Raw genomic sequence first — 23,948 nt, 5'->3', positions numbered from 1 at the left:
AGCGAACGGTTCGCGCTGAGCCGCGGGCGGACATTGGGGCTTGACAGCGCAACGCTGAAAGAGTACAAAACATGAACACTGACGAAGTGCGGATGAAGCCCGCCCCGCTTCATACGCGACCCGAGACCTTCACCGCTCAAGCGCCGCTTGAGCGGTTTTTTATTGGGATGGCCGCGCCACCCGGCATCCCCTCTATGACCATTGCGGCGCGGTCATCCGTGCCGCCCGGTCATGCCCGGCCTTGTGCCGGGCATCCACACCTTCGGGCCGCGCGGCCTGACGAGATGGATGACCGCGTCCGCGCAGTGCTTTTGGATTCCCAAGCAGCCGGGGACGATCTAGACTCTCCTGGTCGTATCCGGTGCAGCGCTGGCCTGACGCCAGCTCACCTCCCGAAGGAGGCCGCCATGTATGCACGACTGACGACGTTCCGTGTGAAATCCGACAAGTTGGACGACCTGCGCCGGTGGCGCGAAGAGAACCAGACCAGGATCTACGGCCAACCCGCCCTTCGCGAATGGGTCGGGCTGATGGACGAGCACGGCGAGTTCACCGTCGTAGCTTTTTTCGACGATGAGCAGGCCGCCCGTGATTCCATGCCGTATGTCCGCACTCTCTGGGGCGAGATCGCTTCCATGATCGAGGGCGAGCCGACGGCCCGGTTCGTCCAGGTCATGGGCGGCGACGGCATCGCCATGCGCGGCGTCGTCGCTGCATAAAGCAGGACATCGCCACGCCTCGACGTCATTCCCGCGCAGGTGGGGATCCCTATCCGCTGACGGTGATGAAGAGAGTGCAGCAGCCGCCGCCGCGGTCTGTCCTGGACCGCCGTCGTTACGGATCCCACCCTTCGCCGGGATGACAAGAAAGGGACGGACGAAGGAAGGCGGGATGACAGAGCTTCGTCCCGTGACGGTCTTCATTCCGATAAGGGGTCCGGGTCTGCGCACTGCGCGGCCCATAAGGTCGCGACGGTCTCAATCGGCTCACCGGCTATCGGCCTCAATACTTTGGAAAAACCACACAATTTTCAGCCGGCCTCAGAGATCGGGGGCTCCATTGCGCGAGAACAAACAATGAACATTATCGATCAAGTCGCCGAGGCGATCATCAGCCGAGGCGATCTCGCCCATCTCGCCCTGTTCGTCTGGGCGAGCGGGGCCTCCACGCTGCTCGCCATGACTCTGCGCGATCTGTTCGCGGCCAACCGTCGCTTCGACGAGTTCGTGCGCGAGCTGTCCCTGTTCAACCGCCGGCACAAGGGAGATCCTCCATGATCCGAACCTCGCCCCGACTCGTCCGGAAGTGGACGACAGCCGCGCGGGCCGGCCCTTATCCATTCGAGTCTCCGTCGCTCGATTATTTTCCTGAACCTTGGCAGGAGATGCGCGTTACACGCAAGCCCGCAGGCAAGCGGACGATGCGGGCGCTGCCCGTGATGCCGTCCGCTGTCTCGGGAGTTGTTTCATGAAGAAGCTTGCTTTCGTCGTCCTCGTCGGCCTCGCGGCCGCAGCCTGCACCACCACGGAAGAGCGTGTCGGCGGCGCGGCGGTCGGCGCAGGCGTCGGGGCCGTGGCCGGTCCGCCCGGCGCGCTCGTCGGCGGAGCTATCGGGGCCGCTGCCGGACCGTCGGTGACGCATCAGGTGCAGGCCAGCACCCGCCGCACCACCCGTCATCGCCATTACCGGCATCACTGATCACCCATTCCCGTTCACGGGAATCCGAGGGCTCGCCGATCGGCGGGCCTTTCTCGTTTGAACCCAATCCTTTTCCAAGCCTTTCGGATCGACATGATACCTGGTGTCGAAACCAGATTGTCGTCTGGAGCATCGAACCCAAAAGTAGGTGCACTTTTCACGTCCGATGCTCCACTCCTTAAATGCCGCATCGTTCTCGCGAATAATCGGATCCACTTTTTCGCACGATGCGCTAGCGACGCCGCATCGGCGGCAGGCTACCGCCAGAACGCGCCATTCGTCATGAACCGCACGACGCAGAGCGCCATCCGCAAGTTCACGGACGCGAGACGCCGCGACACGTGCGGGGGCAGCGACCCGGCGGGCGTGAGCGGGCTCAGTGCCTCGCCCATGCTCCGTTGCGGGCCGTGAGGCTGGCGACCGCCTGCCGGATCCATCCGAGATGCTCGATGAGAGGCGTGACCGCGGTCAGCCCTCCGCAGGCGCTGGTGCCGCGGCTGCGCAAGGCGCCGCTCGACCAGCTCACGATGCCGTAGAGCAGATAACTGTTCTGAGTCGCGGCGAGGATCGGCCCGCCGGAATCGCCCCGGCACGCTCCTGCGCCGCTCGTCTCGGCCAGCCGCTCCCGGTCGGCGACGATCAGGACGCGGTTGGCGACCTTGATGGGGCCGAGCGAGACGAGATTGGCCTGACGCAGAACGCGCGCCGTGCCCTTCAGGCTTTCGTTCGAGACGCCGAATCCCGCGATGGTCACATCGTCGCCGACATCGATCCTGCCGGACAGGCTCGGGTCGAGCGGCAGGAAATCACCGCCGAGCGGACGTTCGAGGAGCAGGATCGCCAGATCGACGCCAGGCTGCGTCCGCGGGGTCGTGCCGGTGACGAAGCTCGGATGGACGGCCAGTGCAATGACTCCGACCCGCTGCGGCCTGAAGGCCTTGTTCACGCCGACGACCCGGTAGGTGGCGGTGTCGGTCACGCAATGGGCCGCCGTGAGGACGAGACCCGGGCCGATGAGGGCGCCGGAGCAGAGCTCGCCCGAGGAATTCTCGATCGATACGACCGAGCGCCGCAGGCCGTTCGGATCCCGCGATGTCGCTCCCAGCAAGACGGCCTGCGCGTTGCTCGTGAAGAATGTCAAGGCCGTGAAAACGAGGATTGAAAGCGCGCGCATCTGAATATGGGAAAAGGAATCGCAATGGTTGGGAAGGCCCGTTGCGAGAGGATAGTTCCATCGGGACCGAAATTTCCAGCACCGTGAGCGCCGGACGTGAAAAACGGCCTTGCACTTCGTCATTCCGGGGCCGCGCGTTGCGCTGGAGCATCGGACGTGAAAAGTGGATTCCACTTTTGGGTCCGATGCTCCCTCCTAGATGAGCGCATCGTTCTGGCGAAAAACCGGGCCCACTTTTTCGCACGATGCGCTAGTCGCCCGACCAGGAGGCCGCGCGGTTCCAGGCTCTCAGTGTGCGGTCGATCCAGTCCTTCTGCGGGCCGAGAAGGATGCCTTGCGTGATGCCGCCGCAGCTTTTGCCGCGGGTGGGCGACGACCAGGACGTGACGGCGGCGATCAGCGCCCCCGATGCCATGGGGCCGCCGGAATCGCCCTGACAGGCCCCCATGGCGCCGGAGCCTTGCGTCCAGAGCAGGATCCTGCTCGGGCCATAGGGCTCCGTGACCTTTAAGGAGGCCGTGCGGAAGGTTCCGGTCGTTTTCGCATCGCCCTCCCGGGCAAGGCCGTAGCCGCCGACCACGATGGTCGCGTCCTTGGCGGGCGAGGCGGCCGTGAGCGTCGCCCGCTCAAAACGCGCGGGGAGAGCCTCTGGAATGCGCACGAGCGCCAGATCGATAGACCGCTGGCGGGTCTGGATGGCCTTCTCGTTGTAGCCCGGATGCACGGCCCTGGCGGCGAGCGGGATCAGCACCGGCTCGCCCGCGTCGTCGCGAAAATGAACCCGGTGCTCGTCCGCGCCCGTGACGCAATGGGCGGCCGTGAGCACCACGTCGCGCGCCACCACGACAGCGCTGCAGACGCCCCCGTTCGAACTCAGCACCATCACGCTCCGGCTGGCGAGAGGACCCTGGTCCTCCGCGCCGCCGACGATGGCCTTCGCCCCGGTCGCCGCGAGCGGGAGGGCGAGAATGAGCGTGATCAGACGTTTCATCATGGAAGGATTCCCGTTGCGATGATCCCGGTATTCGTGGGAGGCCCCGCCGTCGAGCCCATATCATTGTCCGACATGAAGGCCTATCTCCGCTTCGATGCAGCGGGCGCGCCCCTGATGGTCATCGACCATCATCGCCTCCATCGTCATGCCCGGCCTTGGGCCGGGCATCCACGTCTTTGTCGTGCAGCGGTTCGTGAAGGTATGGATGGCCGAACTTGAGGATGCCTTCGGCGTGGAGGGATCTCACGACCCTCGCCGGGCGCTTCGGTACGGGGCGTCTGTCGAGCCGCGATCTCGTGCGCTTGCCGGCCGTCGCCCGGAGACAGCGCGGAATGTAGAGGGCTCAGCTCTCAGGCGTTCTCGTTGTCGAGCATCGCCATGATCTCGTCCTTGATCTGCAGGCGGCGACGCTTGAGCTCTTCCTCCGCCTCCTCCGATTGTGGCTCCACCCGGGTCTCGATGCGGTGGATGGTGCGGTTCAGGTCGTTATATTCGTCATAAAGCCGCGAGAAGCGGTTGTTGCTCGTCTTCAGCTGGTGAATCCGGTCGGCCCTGCCCGGGAAATCCTCGGTGAGGTCGTTGGGAGCATTGCTCATCGCCTGCTGCCTCCTTGTCTGATCGTCCTGTCGGACGACAACGCCACCCCCTCTTTTTTCGTTTCATCGTCACGAGGATGATCATGGCGTCCGACGTTCATGAGGCCCGCTTTCCCCCTCGATCCGAGAGCGTGTGGCGCGGCTTGCTCTCCCGTCTCCCGTCCGGCCCGTCTTCGGGCGCCGGAGGCGCAGGCGGGCTCTTGCCGTTGAGCGGGAGGGGACCCGGTTTGCGGCTTCGTCGCCTCCGCGATTGTCCGGATCCTGGCCACACGGACGATTGCGAGCTAGACTGTCGCGCCGGGCGGGGTCTCAGGGGTCCCGCCCGGCGATCCGATGCGCTCTTCCGAGACGTGAGCGTCGGTCCCGAAAGCGCAGATTCGCTTCAGAGGCCGATGCCCTGGCATTCAGAATTCATTCAGTGCTCCAAAGGCACAAGGCGGCATGCGTCTGGTTTGGCTGGTCATCGCGGTGTGGGGAATGGTGGGGGCTGCGTCCGCGCAAAGCGCGACCTCGGCCCTCAACAATTGCTTGCCGCCCCGGGAAATGCAGGAGGCCGTGGCCTCCAAGGGCGTCGTCGCGCCCGCCTCAGCCGTCATGACGGCTCGCCGCCAGGTTCCGAACGCGGATGTGGTGCGGGCGAGCCTCTGCCGCAGCAGTGACGCCCTGGTTTATGTGATCATGGCCTTGCAAAAGGACGGCCGTATCGTTCAAGTGACGATCGACGGCTCGTCCGGGCGAGTCAAATCGGTCCAGTGAAAAGAAAGCTCGAAACGTGCGCCTTCTCGTTGTCGAGGACGACAAGATCCTCAATAAACAGATTGTGACCGCCCTCGAACAGGCGGGCTACGCGGTCGATACGGCTTTCGACGGCGAGGAAGGGCAGTTCCTCGGGGACACCGAGCCCTACGACGCCATCATCCTCGATCTCGGCCTGCCCAAGGTCGACGGCGTGTCTGTCCTCACGGCCTGGCGCCGGGAGGGCCGCAAGACCCCCGTCATCATCCTGACAGCCCGCGACCGCTGGAGCGACAAGGTCCAGGGCTTCGACGCCGGGGCCGACGACTACGTGACCAAGCCGTTCCACATGGAGGAACTCCTGGCGCGCGTCCGCGCCCTGCTGCGCCGGGCCACCGGCCACGCAACGAGCGAGATCGCCTGCGGCCCGGTCAAGCTCGACACCCGCTCGGGCCGGGTGGCTGTCGACGGCAATCCGGTGAAGCTGACCTCGCATGAATACCGGCTCCTGTCCTACCTGATGCACCATACGGGGCGCATCGTCTCGCGCGGCGAGTTGACGGAGCACCTCTACGATCAGGACTTCGACCGGGATTCGAACACCATCGAGGTCTTCATCGGCCGCCTGCGCAAGAAGCTCGGCGTCGATATCATCCAGACCGTCCGCGGCCTGGGCTATCTCCTCGACGCGAGCCAGACCCATCCGAAGCCGTGAGCGGTCTTCGCCCGATCCTGAGCCGTTTCGCGAGCCGGCCCATCGCCGTCCGGCTCGCGGTCTCCTCCGTCTTCTGGAGCTTCGCGATCCTCCTCATCGCCGGGCTCATCCTGCAGGCGCTCTACCGCGACAATACGGAGCGGGCCTTCGACCAGCGCCTTCTCGTCTATGCCAACACCCTGGCGTCCAACCTCGTGGCTCCGGGCGATCCCGACCGGGACCTCGGCCCGATCGGCGATCCGCGCTTCGAGCTGCCGCTGTCCGGCTGGTACTGGCAGGTGGCGCGGCCCAACGCGAAGCCGGGCGAGATCCGCTCGTCCAAATCCCTGTTCGGCGGACAGATCCCGAGCCTCACCATCAGCCCCGACGACCGCTTCGGGCAGATCCGGCGCGGCTACGGCAAGGCGCCGGATGAGCGCAATCTGCGCATCGTCGAGCGTGACATCGACCTGGGCGAGGACGGCCGCTACGTCATTCGCGTGGCGGGTCCGGCGGATGAAATCGACATCGGCGTCCGCGATTTTCTGTTCGCGCTCACGGTCACCTTCGCGCTGCTCGGGCTGGCGCTCGGCTTCTCCACGCTCCTGCAGATCCGTTTCGGCCTGCGTCCGCTCTCAAATCTCCGCAGCGCCTTGGGGGCCATCCGGCGCGGGGAGGCGGAGAGGATCGCCGGCGAGTATCCTCGGGATATCGCGCCGCTCGCGAGCGAGCTGAACCTTCTTCTGGATACGAACCGGGAGATCCTGGAGCGCGCCCGCACCCAGGTCGGCAATCTGGCCCACGCCCTCAAGACTCCGCTCAGCATCATCATGAACGAGGCGGAGAACGCTCCCGACGAGGTGGCAGCCCGCGTGCGCGAGCAGGCCGCCCTGATGCGCGATCAGGTCAATTACTATCTCGACCGCGCCCGCGCCGCGGCACTGGCCGGAACGCTCGGGACGCTCACGGAAGTGGAGCCCGTGATGGCAAGCCTCGCCCGGACCTTCGCCAAGATCTACCGCGACAAGGACCTGGCGTTCGAACTCGCGATCCCGCCCGACCTGCGGTTCAGGGGCGAGAAGCAGGATCTGGAGGAGATGGCCGGCAACCTGATCGACAATGCCGCCAAATGGGCCTCCCGGAAGGTCGAGATCTCCATCGAGATCATCCGCGAGGATGACGACCGTCCGCGCTTCCGCCTCTTGATCGACGACGACGGTCCGGGGCTTCCGGAAGCGGCGCGGGCCGAGGTCCTCAAGCGCGGCCGCCGCCTCGACGAAACGAAACCCGGATCCGGTCTGGGGCTGTCGATCGTCAGCGACCTCGCGGCTCTCTATCGCGGATCGCTCAAGCTCGATGCCGCTCCCCTCGGTGGACTTCGAAGCATGCTCGAGCTGCCGGGGGATAGAGGCTAGCCCTATGTACTTTTACGCGTGACACCGTGCCACCGTCGTGCTTGACGAGGACTCGGAGTATTTGGGAATTCATGGTGATCTGGATCATACTCTTGCTGATGACGGCGGCTGCCGTGATGGCGGTGCTCTGGCCGCTGTCGCGTCATCGTGCGCTCGCCGCGCGACAGGCTGACCCGAACACCCAGTTCTACCGCGAACAGATCGCCGAAATCGACCGCGACCGTGAGCGCGGCGCGCTTCTTCCAAGCGAGGCCGAGGCGGCCAAGGTCGAGGCCGGTCGCCGGCTTCTGCGCGCGACCGGCGTGGCGGATCCGGAATCCTTCGCCGCTCTCGGCGAACCGGCGCTTCGGCGGCGCAGGGCGGCCTCGACGCTGGCCCTATCCTTGATCCCGATCATCGCGCTTGTCCTTTACGGGGCCTATGGGTCGCCGCATCTCATGACCCACCCGCCGCAGCAGAATGAGGCCGAGGCTCAGGATACGGGCGAAAGACTCGACCTCATGGGCGCCGTCGCCCAGATCGAGGCCCATCTGGCCAAGAACCCGGAGGACGGACGCGGCTGGGAAGTGGTGGCTCCGGTCTATATCCGGATGGGTCGCATCGACGAGGCCGTCCGGGCCTACGAGTCCGCGGTGCGTTATCTCGGCCCGAGCCCGGAGCGGCTGTCCAATGTCGGCGAGACCATGGTGCTCGCCAATGACGGCCTCGTCTCGGCCGACGCCCAGAAGGTTTTCGAGCAGGCGGTGGCACTGGATAAGACCTCGCCGAAGGCGCGCTTCTATCTCGCCATCGCGGCCGAGCAGGACGGGCAGGTCGAGAAGGCCAAGCGAGCCTATGGCGAAATTCTCGCCTCCTCGCCGGAAGGTGCGCCGTGGGTCGGTGTCGTCCGGCAGCGCCTGGCCGGCCTCGGCGGTGAGCAACCCGCCGCGGAGCAGCCGGGAGATCAGCCCCGGATGGGCGCCGAGGACATCGCCCGCATGGTGACGGGGCTCGCCGAGCGTCTCGAAACTCAGGGTGGATCGGCCGACGAATGGGCGCGCCTGGTCCGCTCCTATGCGGTTCTCGGGCAGCGCGACAAGGCACGGGCCGCCGCCGAGCGGGCCCGCCAGGCCCTGGCGCAGGACGAGGCCGGGCTGAAGATCATCGACGCGACAGCGCGCGAAATGAAACTGACTGACGCAGGACCATGACAAGAAAGCAAAGACGTCTGACCCTGATCGGCCTCGCGGGAGGCGTTCTCGCGATCGCTCTCGGTCTTGTGCTTTACGCCATGAACGACACGATCGTGTTCTTCAACTCCCCGGCCGACATCCAGGCCAAGAACGTTCAGCCCGGCACGCGCCTGCGCCTGGGAGGGCTCGTGAAGGAGGGCTCCGTCCAGCGCGGGTCCGACCAGCAGATCACCTTCGAGGTGATGGATGCGCAGGGCGCGATCAAGGTCCGTTACAAGGGGCTGCTGCCCGATCTGTTCCGGGAAGGGCAGGGCATCGTGGCCGAAGGCGTTCTGGAGAGCGCCACCCTGTTCCGCGCCGATTCCGTTCTCGCCAAGCACGACGAGAACTATATGCCCCGCGAGGTGGCGGATACGCTCAAGAAGCAAGGGCATTGGCAGGGTGAGGCCAACGCCGCGCCGAAGACGCAGTAGAGAAGGAGAGCCTGGTGTTCGTTGAGGCTGGACATTTCGCGCTTGCGCTGGCGCTCGGGCTATCCGTGATCCAGCTCGTCGTGCCGCTCTGGGGCGCGCGCGCCAACGATCCCGTGCTGATGTCGGTGGCGCCCGTGACGGGTCTCGCCGTCTTCGCCTGCATCGCCTTCTCGTTCCTGGCGCTGACCTTCGCCTATGTCACCTCCGACTTCTCCGTCGTGAACGTGGTCGAGAATTCGCATTCGGCCAAGCCGCTGATCTACAAGATCTCCGGCGTATGGGGGAACCACGAGGGCTCGATGCTCCTGTGGGTGCTGATCCTCGCGCTGTTCGGGTCCGTCGTGGCTCTCGCCCGGAACACCATTCCCCTGCGGCTCCAAGCCAACACGCTGGCGGTTCAGGCCGCGATCACCATCGCGTTCCTGCTCTTCATCCTGCTCACGTCGAATCCGTTCACCCGGATCATTCCAGCTCCCGCGGAGGGACAGGATCTCAATCCGCTGCTGCAGGATCCCGGCCTCGCTATCCATCCGCCGCTTCTCTATATCGGCTATGTCGGCTTCTCGATCTCCTTCGCCTTCGCCATCGCGGCCCTGATCGACGGGCGGATCGACGCCGTGTGGGCGCGCATCGTCCGTCCCTGGACCCTCGGCGCCTGGGCGTTCCTGACGCTCGGCATCGCCATGGGGTCGTACTGGGCCTATTACGAACTCGGCTGGGGCGGCTGGTGGTTCTGGGACCCGGTGGAGAATGCCTCGCTCATGCCGTGGCTCGCGGGCACGGCTCTCCTGCATTCCACGGTCGTCATGGAGAAGCGCGACGCCCTGAAGGTCTGGACGATCCTTCTCGCCATCCTGACCTTCTCGCTCTCCCTGCTCGGCACCTTCCTGGTACGCTCGGGCGTTCTGACCTCGGTGCATTCCTTCGCGGTCGATCCGGAGCGCGGCACCTTCATCCTCGGCATTCTCATCCTGTTCATCGGCGGCTCGCTCGCGCTCTTCGCCTGGCGCGCGCCCCTGCTCAAGCAGGGCGGCCTGTTCGCCCCCGTCTCGCGCGAGGGCGCGCTCGTGGTGAACAACCTGTTCCTGGCGACGGCCTGCGCGACGGTTCTGATCGGCACGCTCTATCCGCTCGCCCTGGAGGTGCTGACCGAGGACAAGATTTCCGTCGGCGCGCCGTTCTTCAACTTCACCTTCCTGCCGCTTATCATTCCGCTGCTCCTGCTTCTGCCGCTCGGCCAGACGCTCGCCTGGAAGCGCGGAAACTTCCTCGGCACCGCGCAGCGCCTCTATGCCGTGTTCGGCCTCGCGCTCCTCGTCACCATGGGCCTGTTCGCCCTGACCTATGGCGGGCCCGTCGCCGCGCCGCTCGGGATCGGCCTCGGGGTCTATCTGGTGCTCGGCTCGTTCAACGAAATCGTGACGCGCGCGTGGTCCCGGGGCACGCCCCTGTCGGTCGCCTGGCGCAAGGCCGCGAATCTGCCGCGCTCCGCCTGGGGCACGGTGCTGGCCCACGCGGGCGTCGGCCTCACGGTCATCGGCATCGCCGCCACCGCCTGGGGCGTGGAGTCGCTGGCCTCGGTCAAGGTCGGCGAGAGCATCCGGGGAGGCGACTACGAGGCTCGCCTCGAGCGGATCGTTCCCCGCACCGAGGCCAATTACCGGGAGGATGCGGCGGTCTTCACCATCCTTCGCCAGGGCCGAGAGCTGGGGCCGCTGGAGAGCATGAAGCGCCTCTACGTGACCCGCGGCATGCCGACCACCGAGGCGGGCATCATGACGGTGGGCCTGGGCCAGGTCTATGTCAGCCTCGGCGAGATGCAGGCCGACGGCTCGGTGGGCGTGCGGCTCTATTACAAGCCGCTCGTGCTGCTGATCTGGATCGGGGCGCTCGTGATGGCCTTGGGGGGAGGCGTCTCCCTGACCGACCGGCGGCTCCGGATCGGCGCTCCGGTGCGGGCCAGGGCCTCCGCCGCCGCGCCCGTTCCCGCGGAGTAAAGCCATGCGGTTCGTTCTCGCCCTTCTCGCACTCCTGACCGCCGTCGGGCCGACCCTCGCCGTGCAGCCCGACGAGGTGCTGAAGGATCCGGCTCTGGAAAAGCGCGCCCGGGACATCTCCTCGGGCCTGCGCTGCCTCGTCTGCCAGAACCAGTCCATCGACGATTCCGACGCGCAGCTCGCCCGCGACCTGCGGCTTCTCGTGCGCGAGCGGCTCGTGGCCGGCGACAACGACCGGCAGGTTCAGGACTTCCTGGTGCAGCGCTACGGCGAGTTCGTCCTGCTGAAACCCACCTTCAGCGCCCACAACATGCTTCTGTGGCTGACCCCGGTGCTGGTCCTGGTCCTCGGGGCCGCGGGAGCCTCCGTCGCCGCCCTCCGCCGGCGCCAGCAGGGCGCGCAGACCCTGAACGAAGAGGAGCGGAAGGCCCTGGAGGCGCTGCTCAGCCGCGACCGGCCGGCGTCCTGACGAATCTGGATAAGCCTTGCCTGAACCTGGATAACCTGGCTTTGCCGCAGATCCTCCGAGAAGGGTCACGGAACCTTGTGATCATTCGCGGAGACTTGACTGGCGCCGGCATGGAAACAACCGGGCCGCAGGTTATATTGTCAAGTTCGGTGAAACCAATCATGATCCCCTACCTTGGAGTGTCGCTATGAGGTACTCCGACCGCAAAAGACGTAAGGTAAAGAGGTTCCTCGCCATGACCGCCCGTAAAGCGCGGTTCGTGGATGGGAGAGCAAAAAACCTTACCAACAATTCATCTTGAGGTGAGAGTACCGTAAGGCGCGAACCCCCATCTTCTTCTCAACACGAACCGAGAAGGTTCTTTCAGGAGAGAAGAGATGTCGGACAAGGTTCTTGCTCCCATCCGTCAAAAGACGGCCAAATGGCTCGGCGCGGCGGCCGTTGCGGCCCTGATCGCGGGCGGCGCCGTCGGTGGCGGGCTCGTCGTTCCCAATCCGGCCCATGCCGAACTGCGCTCCATGTCGCAGCCGATGCAGGGCCTGCCGTCCTTTGCGGATATGATCGACAAGGTGAAGCCCGCAGTCGTGGCCGTGAAGGTCAAGGTGCAGAACGTGGCGTCCCGGGACGACGGCGACGGCGAGCAGTTCGCGCTTCCCGATTTCCCGCCCGGCAGCCCCATGGAGCGCTTCTTCCGCCAGTTCCGCGATCAGCTGCCCGATGGCCAGCGCGGGCGCCGTCCGCAGCCGCGCCAGTTCGGCCAGGCTCTCGGCTCCGGCTTCTTCATTTCGGCCGACGGCTATGTCGTGACCAACAACCACGTGGTCGAGAACGCCGCCGACGTGACCGTGACCATGGATGACGGCAAGGAGCTTCCGGCCAAGGTGATCGGCACCGATGCCAAGACCGACCTCGCCCTGCTGAAGGTGGACGGCGGCAGCGACTTTCCTTACGTGCGCCTCGCCGACCAGAAGGCCCGCATCGGCGATTGGGTGCTCGCGGTCGGCAATCCGTTCGGACTTGGCGGCACGGTGACGGCCGGCATCGTGTCGGCCCAGCACCGCGACATCGGCGCAGGCCCCTACGACGACTTCATCCAGATCGACGCACCTGTGAACAAGGGCAATTCCGGCGGCCCGACCTTCAACCTCTCGGGCGAGGTCGTGGGCGTGAACACGGCGATCTACTCGCCTTCGGGCGGCAGCGTCGGCATCGCCTTCGCCATTCCGGCGAGCACGGTGGAGCAGGTCGTCGCCTCGCTCAAGGACAAGGGCGCCGTCACCCGCGGCTTCATCGGCGTGCAGATGCAGCCGGTCACGAAGGAGATCGCGGAGGCGATCGGCCTGAAGGACGCCAAGGGTGCGCTGGTGGCCGAGGCGATCAAGGACGGCCCCGCCGCGAAGGCGGGCGTCCAGACGGGCGACACCATCATCGCCGTGGACGGCCAGCCGATCAACGAGGCCAAGGACCTGTCCCGCAAGGTCGCCCAGGTCGCGCCCGGCAAGAGCCTGTCCCTGACGCTCTGGCGCCAGGGCAAGGAGCGGACCGTGACCCTCGAGGTCGGCAGTCAGCCGAAGGGAGCCTGATCCTTCGGCACAGAACCAGGGCACCAGGATCTTAAATGTTGATTGCCCCCGACACCTGGTGTCTTCTGCCCGCGGCGGCCGGCCTCCTCCCCCCTCCAGGGCCGGCCGCCGCGGGCTTAACGTGCGTTGAAGACAGGCGATGCGGATTCTCATCATCGAGGACGACAAAGAGGCAGCCTCCTACCTTGCGAAGGCGTTCCGGGAGACGGGCCACGTGGCGGACCACGCTGCCGACGGGCTCGACGGATACGCCATGGCCGAGGCCGGAGATTACGACGTGCTCGTGGTCGACCGCATGCTGCCGAAACTCGACGGCCTCTCCCTCATCCGCTCCCTGCGCGAGCAGAAGGTCGAGACGCCGGTCCTCATCCTGTCCGCCCTGGGGCAGGTCGACGACCGGGTGAAGGGTCTGCGGGCCGGCGGCGACGACTATCTTCCGAAGCCTTACGCCTTCTCCGAGCTTCTGGCGCGCGTCGAGGTTCTCGCGCGGCGCCGCGCCTCCGCGCCGAACGCCGAGCCGACGATCTACCGCATCGCGGATCTCGAACTCGACCGCCTCTCGCATCGCGTGACGCGTTCGGGCCAGGAGATCGTGCTGCAGCCGCGCGAGTTCAGGCTGCTCGAATACCTGATGAAGAACGCCAATCAGGTCGTCACGCGCACCATGCTGCTGGAGCATGTGTGGGACTACCACTTCGATCCCCAGACCAACGTGATCGACGTTCACGTCTCGCGGCTGCGGTCCAAGATCGACAAGGGTTTCGAGAAGCCGCTCATCCATACCATCCGCGGCGCGGGCTACATGGTCCGGGTCGGTTCGGTGGAGGGTGAGGAATGAGCGCGCCCCGATGACCGGCCTCGGCAAACTCTTCCGGACCACCGCGTTCAAGCTGTCCTTCGCCTATCTCGTCGTCTTCACGCTTTTCGCCTTCGTGACGCTGGGCTATGTCGCCTGGAGCGCCGAGAAGGTGCTGACCGATCAGTTCGTCTCGACCATCGAGAACGAGATCAACGGGCTGGCCGAGCAATACAGGATCGGAGGCTTGCGCCGCCTGGTGAACGTGGTCGACCGGCGCTCCCGCACGCCAGGCGCTTCGCTCTATCTCGTGACCACCGAACTCGGCGAACGGGTTGCCGGCAATGTCGGGGCCCTGCCGCCCGGCGTGATCGACCGCGTGGGGCAGTTCGAGACGCTCTACAACCGCACGGACGAGACGGACACGAAGCCCAACCTCGCCCTCGTGCGCGTCTATCTCCTGCCCGGCGGTTTCCGCCTGCTGGTCGGCCGCGACATCGAGGAGCGCATCCGCCTGCGCGACGTCATCCACAAGGCGATCGGCTATTCCCTGCTGTTCATCGGCGTCCTCGGCTGCCTGGGAAGCTGGTTCATCGCGCGGCGGGTGCTCAAGCGCGTCGACGACATGACCGACATCACGCGCGACATCATGGCCGGCGATCTCGACGGGCGATTGAAGATCGCCGGTACGGGCGACGAACTCGACCGCCTGGCCGAGAACCTCAACGACATGCTCGACCGCATCGGCGAGCTGATGCGCGGCATGCGCGAAGTGTCCGACAACATCGCGCACGACCTGAAGACGCCGCTGACGAGGCTGCGCAACAAGGCCGACGAGGCGCTGCGCACGGCCAAGACTCCAGACGAGCTCAAGGCCGCGCTGGAGGCCACGATCGAGGAAAGCGACAATCTGATCCGGATTTTCAACGCGCTTCTCATGATCGCCCGGCTGGAGGCCGGCAATGCGCGCGAGGCTCTGGCCGATTTCGATGCGGCGGAAGCCGTGCAGGACGTCGCCGAGCTTTACGAGGCCGTGGCGGAGGAGGTCGGCGTATCGCTCGAGGTCTCCGTCGAAAGCGGATTGCCGATCCATGGCAGCCGTGAACTGCTGGGCCAGGCGATGGCCAATCTCCTCGACAATGCGCTCAAGTACGGTGCAGCCCCCGACGGCAGCGCACAGACCATCGCCGTGTCGGCTCAGCGCATCGGCCAGGAGGTGAGGATCGTCGTGGCGGATCACGGGCCCGGCATTCCGGAGGGGGAGCGCAGCCACGTCCTGGAGCGGTTCGTGCGGCTGGAATCCGCGCGGTCGCGCCCGGGCTTCGGTCTCGGCCTGAGCCTTGCCGCCGCCGTGGCGCGGCTCCATGAGGGGCGCCTTCTCATGGAGGATAACGCGCCCGGGCTGCGCGTCGTCCTGATCCTGCCCTTGAAGGACGCACCCGCCGCACCGGCCGCCCTGCCGTCCGCCGCCTGAGCCTCGCGGCGGAGGAATGCGACTCACTTTTCGGTTGCCTCTTGTCCGTCGGCATGAACACTCAGGCCATCTCGAGACATAAATGGATTGGCCGTGCCGGACCAGAACTGCTCCCTCATCAGCCGCCTAACGCAGGCCCCGCCCGTTTCCGACCGCAAGAAGGCCAAGGCTGAACTCGCGGAGTTCATGGAGCGGGCCCGCCGGGAACCGGAGGCGGCAGCCCTTGTGGAGCATCTCGAGAAGGGATTCCTCCGCGATCTCCTTATGGCCCTTGCCGACTATTCGCCCTTCCTCTGGCAGCTCGTTCTGGCCGATCCGGTTCGCGCGGCGCAGCTTGCCCTCGGAGAGCCGGAAGCCGTCCATGCCGCTATCCTGGCCGGTCAGGCGAACCTGTTCCGCCGTGTGCGAGCGGGCGAGATCACCCGCGACGATGCAACGAGGGCCTTCCGGCGCAACCGCAACGCCCATGCGCTCCTGGTCGCCCTTGCCGATATCGGCGGCCTTTGGGGAACGGAAGCTGTGACGCAGGCCCTTTCCGATTTCGCGGATGCCTCGGTCTCGGGCGGCCTGAACCTGATCCTGACGGACACCGCGGATCTCGGCCGCATCACGCTTCAGAACCCGGAGATGCCGGGCGAGGGTTCGGGCGTCACGGTGCTCGCGCTCGGCAAGCACGGGGCAGGGGAGCTCAACTATTCGAGCGACATCGACCTCGTGATCTTCTTCGATCCCGAAACGCGGGCGATCAAAGAGGGGGCCGAGGCGACGACCATCTATACCCGCATCGCGCAGCAGTTGGCCCGGCTGCTGCAGGAGCGCACGCCGGACGGCTATGTGCATCGCGTCGATTACCGCCTGCGGCCGGACCCGGGCTCGACGCCCACGGCGATGTCGCTCTCCTCGGCCTATGTCTATTACGAGACCCTCGGGCAGAACTGGGAGCGCGCCGCCTTCATCAAGGCGAGACCCGTCGCGGGCGATCTGACGCTGGGCGAAACCTTCCTCAAGGAGCTGCGGCCCTTCATCTGGCGCAAGTATTTCGATTTCGCCTCCATCGCCGACGTGCACGCCATGAAGCGGCAGATCCATGCGGTGCGCGGGCATGACGAGATCGCGGTGGCGGGCCACGACATCAAGCTCGGACGCGGGGGCATCCGCGAGATCGAGTTCTTCGTGCAGACGCAGCAGCTCGTCTTCGGCGGCAGGCGCCCGGCGCTCCGGGGGCGGCGCACCCTCGACATGCTGGTCGAGCTGCACAACGAAGGCTGGATCACGGCCCAGGCGCGCGATGAGCTCTCCCACGCCTACCGCTTCTTGAGGACCATCGAACACCGGCTCCAGATGGTCGCCGACGAGCAGACGCAGCGTCTTCCCTCGGGCGAGGAAGAGCTCGAGCGCTTCGCGCATTTCTGCGGCTATCCCGGCCTCGAGGCGTTCTCGAAAGCGCTGACGGATCAGGCGAAGATCGTGCAGGGCCATTACGCGCTGCTCTTCGAGGAGGGACCGGAACTCGCATCCGATGTGGGCAGCCTGGTCTTCACCGGCACGAGCGACGATCCGGAGACTCTGGCCACGCTTCAGCGCATGGGTTTCCGCGAGCCGGAGAAAGCGGCCGAGACCGTGCGCGGCTGGCATTTCGGGCGTCGGTCCGCCATCACCAGCGCGCGGGCCCGCGAGGTGCTGACCGAGCTCACTCCGGCCCTGCTTTCGGCGCTCGGCGGCACCGCCGATCCCGATGGTGCGCTCGCTGCTCTCGACAGCGCGTTCGGCCGCATGCCGGCCGCCGTCGAGCTCCTCACGATCCTGCAATCCCACGACAAGCTGCGCCTGCGCTTCGCGGACCTTCTCGGGACCGCGCCGCGGCTCGCCAACACGGTCGCGCAATCGCCGCACGTGCTCGATGTCCTGATCGATCCCGCCTTCGGCATTCCGCGGGTCGACGAGGCGGCGATCGAGGAGCATGTGCGCCAGATCATCGCAAGTCCCGCCAATTACGAGGAGTTTCTCGACCGCGCCCGCGATGCGGCGCGGCAGATGCGGTTCATCACGGGCGCGCGGCTTCTCTCCGGAATCATCTCTCCCGCGCAGGCGGGCGAAGCCTATGCGGCGATCGCGGCCGCAATCGTCCGGGCCTCCTTCGCGCGCGTCCGGCAGGAATTCGAAGCGGAGCACGGCGTGGTTCCCGGCGCCAAGGTCGCCATTCTCGGGCTCGGTCGCCTGGGCACCAAGGAGCTCACGGCGGGTTCCGATCTCGACCTCGTCGTCGTCTACGATTTCGACGAGGAGCGGCGCGAGAGCACCGGTCCCCGTTCCCTCGACGCTGTCGTGTATCATACGCGCCTCACGCAGCGGCTTGTCGCTGCGCTGACCGTGCCGACCCGGCGCGGGCTTCTCTACGAGGTCGACCTGCGCCTGAGGCCACAGGGCGGCAAAGGGCCGCTCGCCGCGCAGTACAAGGGCTTTGTCGCCTATCAGCACAGCGAGGCCGAACTGTGGGAGCATATGGCTCTCACGCGCGCCCGCATCCTGTTCGCCGATGCCGATTTTGCGCCGCCCGTCGCCCGGTCCATCAAGGATATCGTGGGCGCCGCGCGCGACCCTCGCCACGTGACGGCGGAGGTGCGCGCGATGCGCGACCTGATCGCGCAGGAAAAGGGTGACGACGACCCGTGGGATCTCAAGCTCGCGAGGGGCGGCCTGACCGATCTCGATTTCATCGCGCAGGCGCTCGTTCTCGCGCATGCGAACCGGCACGCCGCGTTGAGGGGCTTGCCGTCCGAGGAGACCTTCCAAGAGGCCTGCAGGCTGGGACTGCTGTCGGATGCGGACGCGAAGGACCTCGTCGAGGCCCATCGGCAGTTCAACGCGATCTTCCAGTGGCAGCGGTTGGCGATCGAAGGAGCCTTCGTTCCCGACCGCGTGTCGCCTGCCATCTTCAAGCGCCTCGCGACGATCGCGGGCCTGCCCGACGCCAAGGTCCTGCTGACGCATCTGAATGCGATGCGCGCGCATGTCCGGGAGATCTACGACCGCGTTCTGAGCTGACCGGTTTTGAGGGTGGCTGCCCGCAACTCCTCGGCATTCTCGCGCCATGACGGTCGCCGGACGTGATCCGGGGACTGGTCACCGTCATCTGCGTCTCTCAGCTCTTTCCGTCATGGCCGGGCATGACGGGAGCAGAGGCCCTGCGTGGAGGCCACTTTTCACGTCCGCTGCACTCCAGCATCGTACGTGAAATCGAACTCACGTCCGATGCCGTCAGCCTCTGTTTTTGAGCATCTTTTCACGCAAAACCGGTTCCCACTTTTGCGCTCGATGCTCTAGGTTTCGAGCATCTTTTCACGCAAAACCGGTTCCCGCTTTGCGTCCGATGCTCTAGGCAGCCGCGTCCGCGAGGGCGATGTCGGCGTTCGTGGTCTCGGCCATAGGCAGGTGGACGAGCACGATGGTGCCGGTTCCTTCCTGGCTCTTGATGCGCAGGCTGCCACCATGAAGCTCCGCGAGCGAGCGGGCGATGGCAAGTCCCAGGCCCGAACCCTTGTAGCTCTTCGAGAACTCGGTCTCGACCTGCTCGAAGGGCTGGCCGAGCTTATGAAGGGCATGGTCCGGAATGCCGATGCCGTTGTCCTCGACATAGATGTTGACGGCGCCGCCGGCGAGGCGGGTGCGCACGGTGATGCAGCCGCCTTCACTGGTGAACTTGGTCGCGTTCTGAAGCAGATTCACGAGGATCTGGTGGAGTGCGCGCTCGTCCGCCGGAGCCACGATATCCTCGGGCGTCACGTCGACCGTGACGACGAGGTTCTTGGCCTTGGTCTGCTCGCTGACGAGTTTCAGCGCCCGTTGAATCGAGGCGTGAATCTCGAGAGGCTGCTTCTTGAGAGTCGTGCGGCCCGCCTCGATGCGCGACATGTCGAGAATGTCGTTGATGACCGACAGGAGATATTCGCCGCTCGAGCGGATATCGGAGCAGTATTCCTCGTACTTCTCGGACCCGAGCGAACCGAAGATGCCGCTCTGCATGACCTCCGCGAAACCGATGATGGCGTTGAGCGGCGTGCGCAGCTCGTGGCTCATATTGGCGAGGAATTCCGACTTCGCACGGTTGGCGCTCTCGGCCTGCGCCTTCTGGTCTAGGTAACGCTCGGCGAGATCCGCGAGCTGCTGCGTCTGCGCTTCGAGCTTCTGGCGGGACTGCTTGAGATCGAGAACGGTGGCGATGAGCTCCTTCTCGGATTCGACGAGGCGATGCTCATGGCGCTTGAGCGCGGTGATGTCCGTGCCGACCGACACGTAGCCGCCGTCCTTCGTGCGGCGCTCGTTGATCTGGAGCCAGCGGCCGTCCTGCAGGCGCGCCTCGAACGTGCGCGCGCCCACATCCTGCTGCTCGCGGCGCAGGAACTGATGCTGCACTTCGGGCGGGCGGCCCAGCGCCATCACTTCGGCATAGGACTTGCCCTGCAGGTTGGCGTCCGCAGGAAGCTCGTGGAGCTTCTGGAACTTCGAATTGCACAGCACGAGATGGTTGTTGGCGTCCCACAGCACGAAGGCCTCGGAAATGGCCTCGATGGCATCGTGCAGGCGCGCATCCGCGCGGGCGGTCTTCTCTTCGAGGCCGCGCTGCTCCGTGACATCGACCGCGATGCCGACGAGATGGCTCGCCGCGTCGTCGGGATCGTTCATCAGCTCCGCGCGGGCGCGCAGCCACACCCAGTCGCCCGTGAGGCTGCGAATGCGGAATTCGTAATCGACCAGGGATGTCGTAGCGGAAGCGAGCTGCTCCGCGAGCGTGTAGAGATCCTGATCGTCCGGATGGATCATGGCGTTGACTTCGCCGAACGAGAGGAACTCGTCCTGCCGCTCGTAGCCGAGCAGCTCGTACATGGAGTCGGACCAGTAGATCCGGCCCCGCCCGATGTCCCAGTCCCACAGGCCGCAGCGTCCGCGGTTGAGGGCGGAATCGATCCGGTCGCGCACCTTCTCGCACACTTCGTCGGCGGCGCGGGCGCGGTTAGCCTGCATCATGTATGCGACGCCGATGCCGAGAAGCACCATGATGGTCGCGCCGAGCAGGGAGACATGCCCGATGGTGCGCGCCCACCAGCCGGCGAGAACATGGGGCAGCGGCTGAACCAGGGCGATCTGGCCCGACGAGGCCGGAAGAGCGCGCACTGTCGCGATGCCTTCCTTGCCGTCTGCCATCCTGATCGTCATTACGCCCGCACGGTCGGCGAAGAGCGCCAGCGGCTGCGCATCGCCGAGGATCTCGGCCAGCGTCCGCGGGGCATCGTCCATCTGCGGATAGGTCGCGATGACCGCGCCCGAGTGGTTGATGAGAAGAAGGCTCCGGTTCTGGCTCAGCGCGCTTGCCGGCATCTCCTTGGCGAGCGTGCCGAGCTCGGCTGCCGCCTGCGCGGGGTCGGCCGGAGCACGGTGGTTGGCGAGCTTCGCAGCAGAAAGCGAGGCGATGATGTCGATGTCCTGGATGGCATCGAGCAGGGTGTCACGACGGCCGTCGCGGATCTGAATCCACGCGCTACCGGCCAGGGTGACGAGAAAGAGAATGAGTACTGCCGGAACTGCGAGCCTGAGCAAGGATTCATATTGCTCGAGCCGCCGATAAGCGGGGTTCGCGTCCGACCGCGCTACCCCAAGAATCGTACCCGCGCGTGCGGGTACGCATGCGGTCACCGCCCCCGCCATGCGATGCTCCCTTCGGAACCGAAACTGTCCTCACTCGGAGGACGTGCCGCATCTCTCCGAATCATCAACAATAGAATCACGGGCGGGTGATTTGTCCAGCTGTAGGATCGGTTTGGTTAATAAAAAATTCTTATCCGCATTTATGCCTGGGGAAAGCTCGGGATAAGTCGCCCGGGCTCTTGATGCGCCGAATCCTCGTCAGGAAGCCTGAGCCTCTTCAAGCGATCGATTCACGATATCCCCTACATCGCGGGAAAGATTCGACTTTTGCGCGATCGATTGAAGGGCCCGGCGCGCGTGGGAGCGGCGGATGGGCTCCATCATCTTCCACGTGCTGAACGCGGTGAGCAGACGCGACGCGAGCTGGGGATTCAGCTCGTCGACCCGCAGCACGATGGATGCAAGGAATGCGTAGCCCGCGCCGTCCTCCCGGTTGAACTGCACCTGGTTGAGCATCGCGAAGCTTCCGACGAGGGAGCGTACGCGGTTCGGATTGTTGAACGAGAAGGCCGGGTGTTCCATCAGGCGCTTGACGCGATCGAGCGTCGTGTCTTCCGGGATCACGGCCTGCAGGATGAACCATTTGTCGATCACGAGCGGTTCGGTGCGATAGCGCTCTTTGAAGCTCTTGATCGCGTTCTCCCGCACCATTCCGGGAATCGTCATGAGGACGTTCAAGGATGCGAGCCGATCCGTCATGTTGCCCGCTGTCTCGAATTGTTCGCTCGCGAGTTTCTCTCCCAGGGAGGGATCGGCCGAGGCTAGAAGGTCGAGTGTGGCGTTGCGCAAAGCGCGTCTTCCGGCGCTCGCGGCATCGGGGCTGTAGGGTTCCGTCTGCGCAAGGCCGCGATGCAGCCTCGCCAGAGGTTCGAAGCTTCCCTGGCCGATCCGCCGGCGCAGTGCCTTGCGAGCGCGGTGGACGGCGTCGGGGTTCACGTCGTTTCCGATTTCCTGGGCGATGTCGGCTTCGCTGGGCGGGGTCAGGACGAGCGCTGCGAAGGCCGGATCGTTCAAAGCACCCGTCTCCGTGAAGGAGCGGAAAGCCGAGGAGAGCGCATCCATGTCCTCGTCGCCGGCCGACACTCCCGTCGAGAGGGCGACGAGAATGCGCATTGCCACCGTCTGGGCCGCCTGCCAGCGGTTGAAGGCATCCGTATCGTGCCGGAGCAGAACGAGAAGATCATCGCTCGAGAGGTCGAGGGAGAGCTTCACCGGCGCCGAGAAGCCGCGGAAGAGCGACGGGACCGGACGCGAGCGCACGCCCGTGAAGGTGATGCTGTCCCGGGCCTTGTCCAGGACGAAGACGCCACGCGAATTCACGCGCTCGCACGAAGCCTGCATCGGCTGCCCGTCCTCGGTCACGAGGCCGAGCGATACGGGGATCACCATCGGCTCCTTCGTGGGCTGGCCGGGCGTAGGAGGCGTGCGCTGCTCGAAGTCGAGGCGGTAGGTCGCGGCCGCTTCGTCGAAATGGCCGCGCACGTTCACGCGCGGCGTGCCCGATTGCGCATACCAGCGGGCGAAATGGGTGAGGTCGCGCCCCGTGACATCGGCGAAGGCCTTCAGAAAATCCTCGACCGTGGCGGCGGTGCCGTCGCAGCGTTCGTAGTAGAGATCCATCCCGCTGCGGAAATCCTCGCCGCCGAGGAGCGTCTTGAGCATGCGGACGATCTCGGCGCCCTTCTCGTACACGGTCGCGGTGTAGAAATTGTTGATCTCACGATACTGGCTCGGCCGCACGGGGTGGGAGAGGGGGCTCGAATCCTCCAGGAACTGCCGCGCCCTGAGGGCCTTCACCTCTGCGATGCGGTGCACGGGCCGCGAGCGCTCGTCGGATGAGAACTCCTGATCCCGGAAGACCGTCAGTCCTTCCTTCAGGCACAGCTGGAACCAGTCGCGACAGGTCACGCGGTTCCCGGACCAGTTATGGAAGTACTCGTGCGCGATGATCGCTTCGATATTCGCGTAATCCGTATCGGTCGCGGTCTCGGGGCTCGCCAGGACGTATTTGTCGTTGAAGATGTTGAGGCCCTTGTTCTCCATCGCGCCCATGTTGAAGTCCGAAACGGCCACGATGTTGAAGACGTCGAGGTCGTATTCGCGCCCAAATACCTTCTCGTCCCAGATCATGGAGCGCTCGAGCGCGTCAAGCGCGTATCCGGCGCGGCTCTCCTTGCCGGGCTCCACGTAGACCGCGATCTCCACGTCGCGCCCGCTCATCGTCGAGAAGGACTTCGCGACGCGGCCGAGGCGTCCGCCGACGAGCGCGAACAGATAGGACGGTTTAGGAAAGGGGTCGTGCCACACCGCAAAGTGCCGGCTGGTTCCCGCGACGGGACCGCTCTCGACCGGATTGCCGTTGCCGAGCAGAACCGGAGCCTCCTCTAAATCCGCCTCGATGCGCGTGGTATAGACAGCGAGCACGTCGGGCCGGTCGAGAAAATAGGTGATGCGTCTGAAGCCCTCGGCCTCGCATTGCGTGCAGTAATTCCCCCCCGAGCGGTAAAGGCCCATGAGCTTGGTGTTCGCCGTCGGGTCGATCTCGGTCTCGATGGTAAGCCGGAAGGGGTGCTGCGGGGGCTGGGAAATCGTGAGGGATTGGGGATGGGCCGCGAACTCCCCGGCCTCCAGCGGCCGTTCGTCGAGGATGACGGATTTCAGGTTCACCTCGTCGCCGTCGAGCACGAGAGGTACATCCGAGCGCCCGGCCGGGTTCGGCCGCATGGACAGCGTCGCGGTAACCTTCGTCGCCGTCGGATGAAGCCTGACGTCCAGCTCGACCCGGTCGATCAGGAAATCGCTGGGCCGGTAATCCTCAAGGCGAACGATCTGGGCGACATCAGTGCGCATCAGCAACTCTCTGTGAAATAGGATTACCTTGAATCGTGGCGGTTCGACGGCAGGGGGACGATTGTCTGAATCGACAGGCGATAAAAGTCACGTCCACTTGGACTATCCCAAGGCTTTTTCCGCGG

Annotated in this window: 20 protein-coding genes; 14 read left to right on the top strand and 6 right to left on the bottom strand. The window is 65.6% G+C overall.

The genetic code is table 11. The features are described from left to right. Positions 1–407: 407 nt before the first annotated feature. The 3 genes from AB8841_RS24355 (at position 408) to AB8841_RS24345 (ending at position 1,698) form a co-directional block, all read left to right on the top strand. The gene (locus AB8841_RS24355; RefSeq protein ID WP_370438340.1) at positions 408–719 is read left to right on the top strand and encodes a hypothetical protein; all 312 of its coding nucleotides are present in this window, start codon (positions 408–410) and stop codon (positions 717–719) included. Between the two features lie 357 nt (positions 720–1,076). Then, positions 1,077–1,277 (top strand): hypothetical protein, encoded by a 201-nt coding sequence (locus AB8841_RS24350; protein WP_370438339.1) that lies wholly within the window; start codon positions 1,077–1,079, stop codon positions 1,275–1,277. Between the two features lie 190 nt (positions 1,278–1,467). Next, on the top strand, positions 1,468–1,698 hold the full coding sequence (locus AB8841_RS24345) for a hypothetical protein (RefSeq protein ID WP_370438338.1): 231 nt from the start codon (positions 1,468–1,470) through the stop codon (positions 1,696–1,698). 257 nt (positions 1,699–1,955) lie between these two features. Here the strand turns inward: AB8841_RS24345 and AB8841_RS24340 are convergent, their stop codons facing one another. From AB8841_RS24340 to AB8841_RS24325, 4 genes are all read right to left on the bottom strand, one after another. Next, on the bottom strand, positions 1,956–2,090 hold the full coding sequence (locus tag AB8841_RS24340; protein WP_370439401.1) for a hypothetical protein: 135 nt from the start codon (positions 2,088–2,090) through the stop codon (positions 1,956–1,958). Then, the gene (locus AB8841_RS24335) at positions 2,075–2,872 is read right to left on the bottom strand and encodes a trypsin-like serine protease (RefSeq protein ID WP_370438337.1); all 798 of its coding nucleotides are present in this window, start codon (positions 2,870–2,872) and stop codon (positions 2,075–2,077) included. The genes AB8841_RS24340 and AB8841_RS24335 overlap by 16 nt, the downstream gene beginning before the upstream one ends. Positions 2,873–3,122: 250 nt before the next feature. After that, entirely contained in the window at positions 3,123–3,866 is a 744-nt protein-coding gene (locus AB8841_RS24330) for a trypsin-like serine protease (RefSeq protein ID WP_370438336.1), read from the bottom strand. 350 nt (positions 3,867–4,216) lie between these two features. Then, positions 4,217–4,462 carry a YdcH family protein gene (locus AB8841_RS24325; RefSeq protein ID WP_370438335.1) on the bottom strand — a complete coding sequence of 82 codons (246 nt, stop codon included), beginning with the start codon at positions 4,460–4,462 and terminating at the stop codon, positions 4,217–4,219. A 441-nt stretch (positions 4,463–4,903) separates the two neighbouring features. On the opposite strand from AB8841_RS24325, the gene AB8841_RS24320 reads away from it, so the two are divergent. The 11 genes from AB8841_RS24320 to AB8841_RS24270 all read left to right on the top strand — a co-directional run bounded on the left by AB8841_RS24320 (position 4,904) and on the right by AB8841_RS24270 (position 18,315). Then, the gene (locus AB8841_RS24320) at positions 4,904–5,218 is read left to right on the top strand and encodes a PepSY domain-containing protein (protein ID WP_370438334.1); all 315 of its coding nucleotides are present in this window, start codon (positions 4,904–4,906) and stop codon (positions 5,216–5,218) included. A 16-nt stretch (positions 5,219–5,234) separates the two neighbouring features. Then, the gene (locus tag AB8841_RS24315) at positions 5,235–5,912 is read left to right on the top strand and encodes a response regulator transcription factor (protein ID WP_370438333.1); all 678 of its coding nucleotides are present in this window, start codon (positions 5,235–5,237) and stop codon (positions 5,910–5,912) included. Beyond that, on the top strand, positions 5,909–7,306 hold the full coding sequence (locus AB8841_RS24310) for a sensor histidine kinase (protein ID WP_370438332.1): 1,398 nt from the start codon (positions 5,909–5,911) through the stop codon (positions 7,304–7,306). The genes AB8841_RS24315 and AB8841_RS24310 overlap by 4 nt, the downstream gene beginning before the upstream one ends. Positions 7,307–7,377: 71 nt before the next feature. Further along, positions 7,378–8,496: a c-type cytochrome biogenesis protein CcmI gene (gene ccmI, locus AB8841_RS24305; protein ID WP_370438331.1), complete on the top strand. Its 1,119-nt coding sequence runs from the start codon at positions 7,378–7,380 to the stop codon at positions 8,494–8,496. Continuing rightward, complete coding sequence (gene ccmE, locus AB8841_RS24300; RefSeq protein WP_370438330.1) at positions 8,493–8,951, top strand: cytochrome c maturation protein CcmE; 459 nt, start codon at positions 8,493–8,495, stop codon at positions 8,949–8,951. The genes ccmI and ccmE overlap by 4 nt, the downstream gene beginning before the upstream one ends. Before the next feature lie 14 nt (positions 8,952–8,965). Next, on the top strand, positions 8,966–10,948 hold the full coding sequence (locus AB8841_RS24295; protein ID WP_370438329.1) for a heme lyase CcmF/NrfE family subunit: 1,983 nt from the start codon (positions 8,966–8,968) through the stop codon (positions 10,946–10,948). A 4-nt stretch (positions 10,949–10,952) separates the two neighbouring features. Then, complete coding sequence (locus AB8841_RS24290; protein ID WP_370438328.1) at positions 10,953–11,417, top strand: cytochrome c-type biogenesis protein CcmH; 465 nt, start codon at positions 10,953–10,955, stop codon at positions 11,415–11,417. A 377-nt stretch (positions 11,418–11,794) separates the two neighbouring features. Then, positions 11,795–13,000: a S1C family serine protease gene (locus AB8841_RS24285; RefSeq protein WP_370438327.1), complete on the top strand. Its 1,206-nt coding sequence runs from the start codon at positions 11,795–11,797 to the stop codon at positions 12,998–13,000. Between the two features lie 139 nt (positions 13,001–13,139). Then, positions 13,140–13,838, top strand: a complete 699-nt coding sequence (locus AB8841_RS24280) for a winged helix-turn-helix domain-containing protein (RefSeq protein ID WP_370438326.1) — start codon at positions 13,140–13,142, stop codon at positions 13,836–13,838. A gap of 10 nt (positions 13,839–13,848) precedes the next feature. Beyond that, positions 13,849–15,270, top strand: a complete 1,422-nt coding sequence (locus AB8841_RS24275; RefSeq protein ID WP_370438325.1) for an ATP-binding protein — start codon at positions 13,849–13,851, stop codon at positions 15,268–15,270. Between the two features lie 93 nt (positions 15,271–15,363). Beyond that, a complete protein-coding gene (locus tag AB8841_RS24270) occupies positions 15,364–18,315 on the top strand; it encodes a bifunctional [glutamine synthetase] adenylyltransferase/[glutamine synthetase]-adenylyl-L-tyrosine phosphorylase (protein ID WP_370438324.1) in 2,952 nt (983 codons plus the stop codon). Positions 18,316–18,645: 330 nt separating this feature from the next. Here AB8841_RS24270 and AB8841_RS24265 read toward each other — a convergent pair whose 3' ends face one another. Continuing rightward, positions 18,646–20,973 (bottom strand): PAS domain-containing sensor histidine kinase, encoded by a 2,328-nt coding sequence (locus AB8841_RS24265; protein ID WP_370438323.1) that lies wholly within the window; start codon positions 20,971–20,973, stop codon positions 18,646–18,648. Between the two features lie 198 nt (positions 20,974–21,171). Then, positions 21,172–23,823, bottom strand: coding sequence for an aminopeptidase N (gene pepN / locus AB8841_RS24260; RefSeq protein WP_370438322.1), 2,652 nt, complete (start codon positions 23,821–23,823; stop codon positions 21,172–21,174). Between the last annotated feature and the right edge of the window lie 125 nt (positions 23,824–23,948).

The sequence above is a fragment of the Microvirga sp. TS319 genome, assembly GCF_041276405.1.
Classification (GTDB): domain Bacteria; phylum Pseudomonadota; class Alphaproteobacteria; order Rhizobiales; family Beijerinckiaceae; genus Microvirga.
Note: the sequence above shows the minus strand (reverse complement) of the source record. Positions and strands in the feature narration are given on the sequence as shown.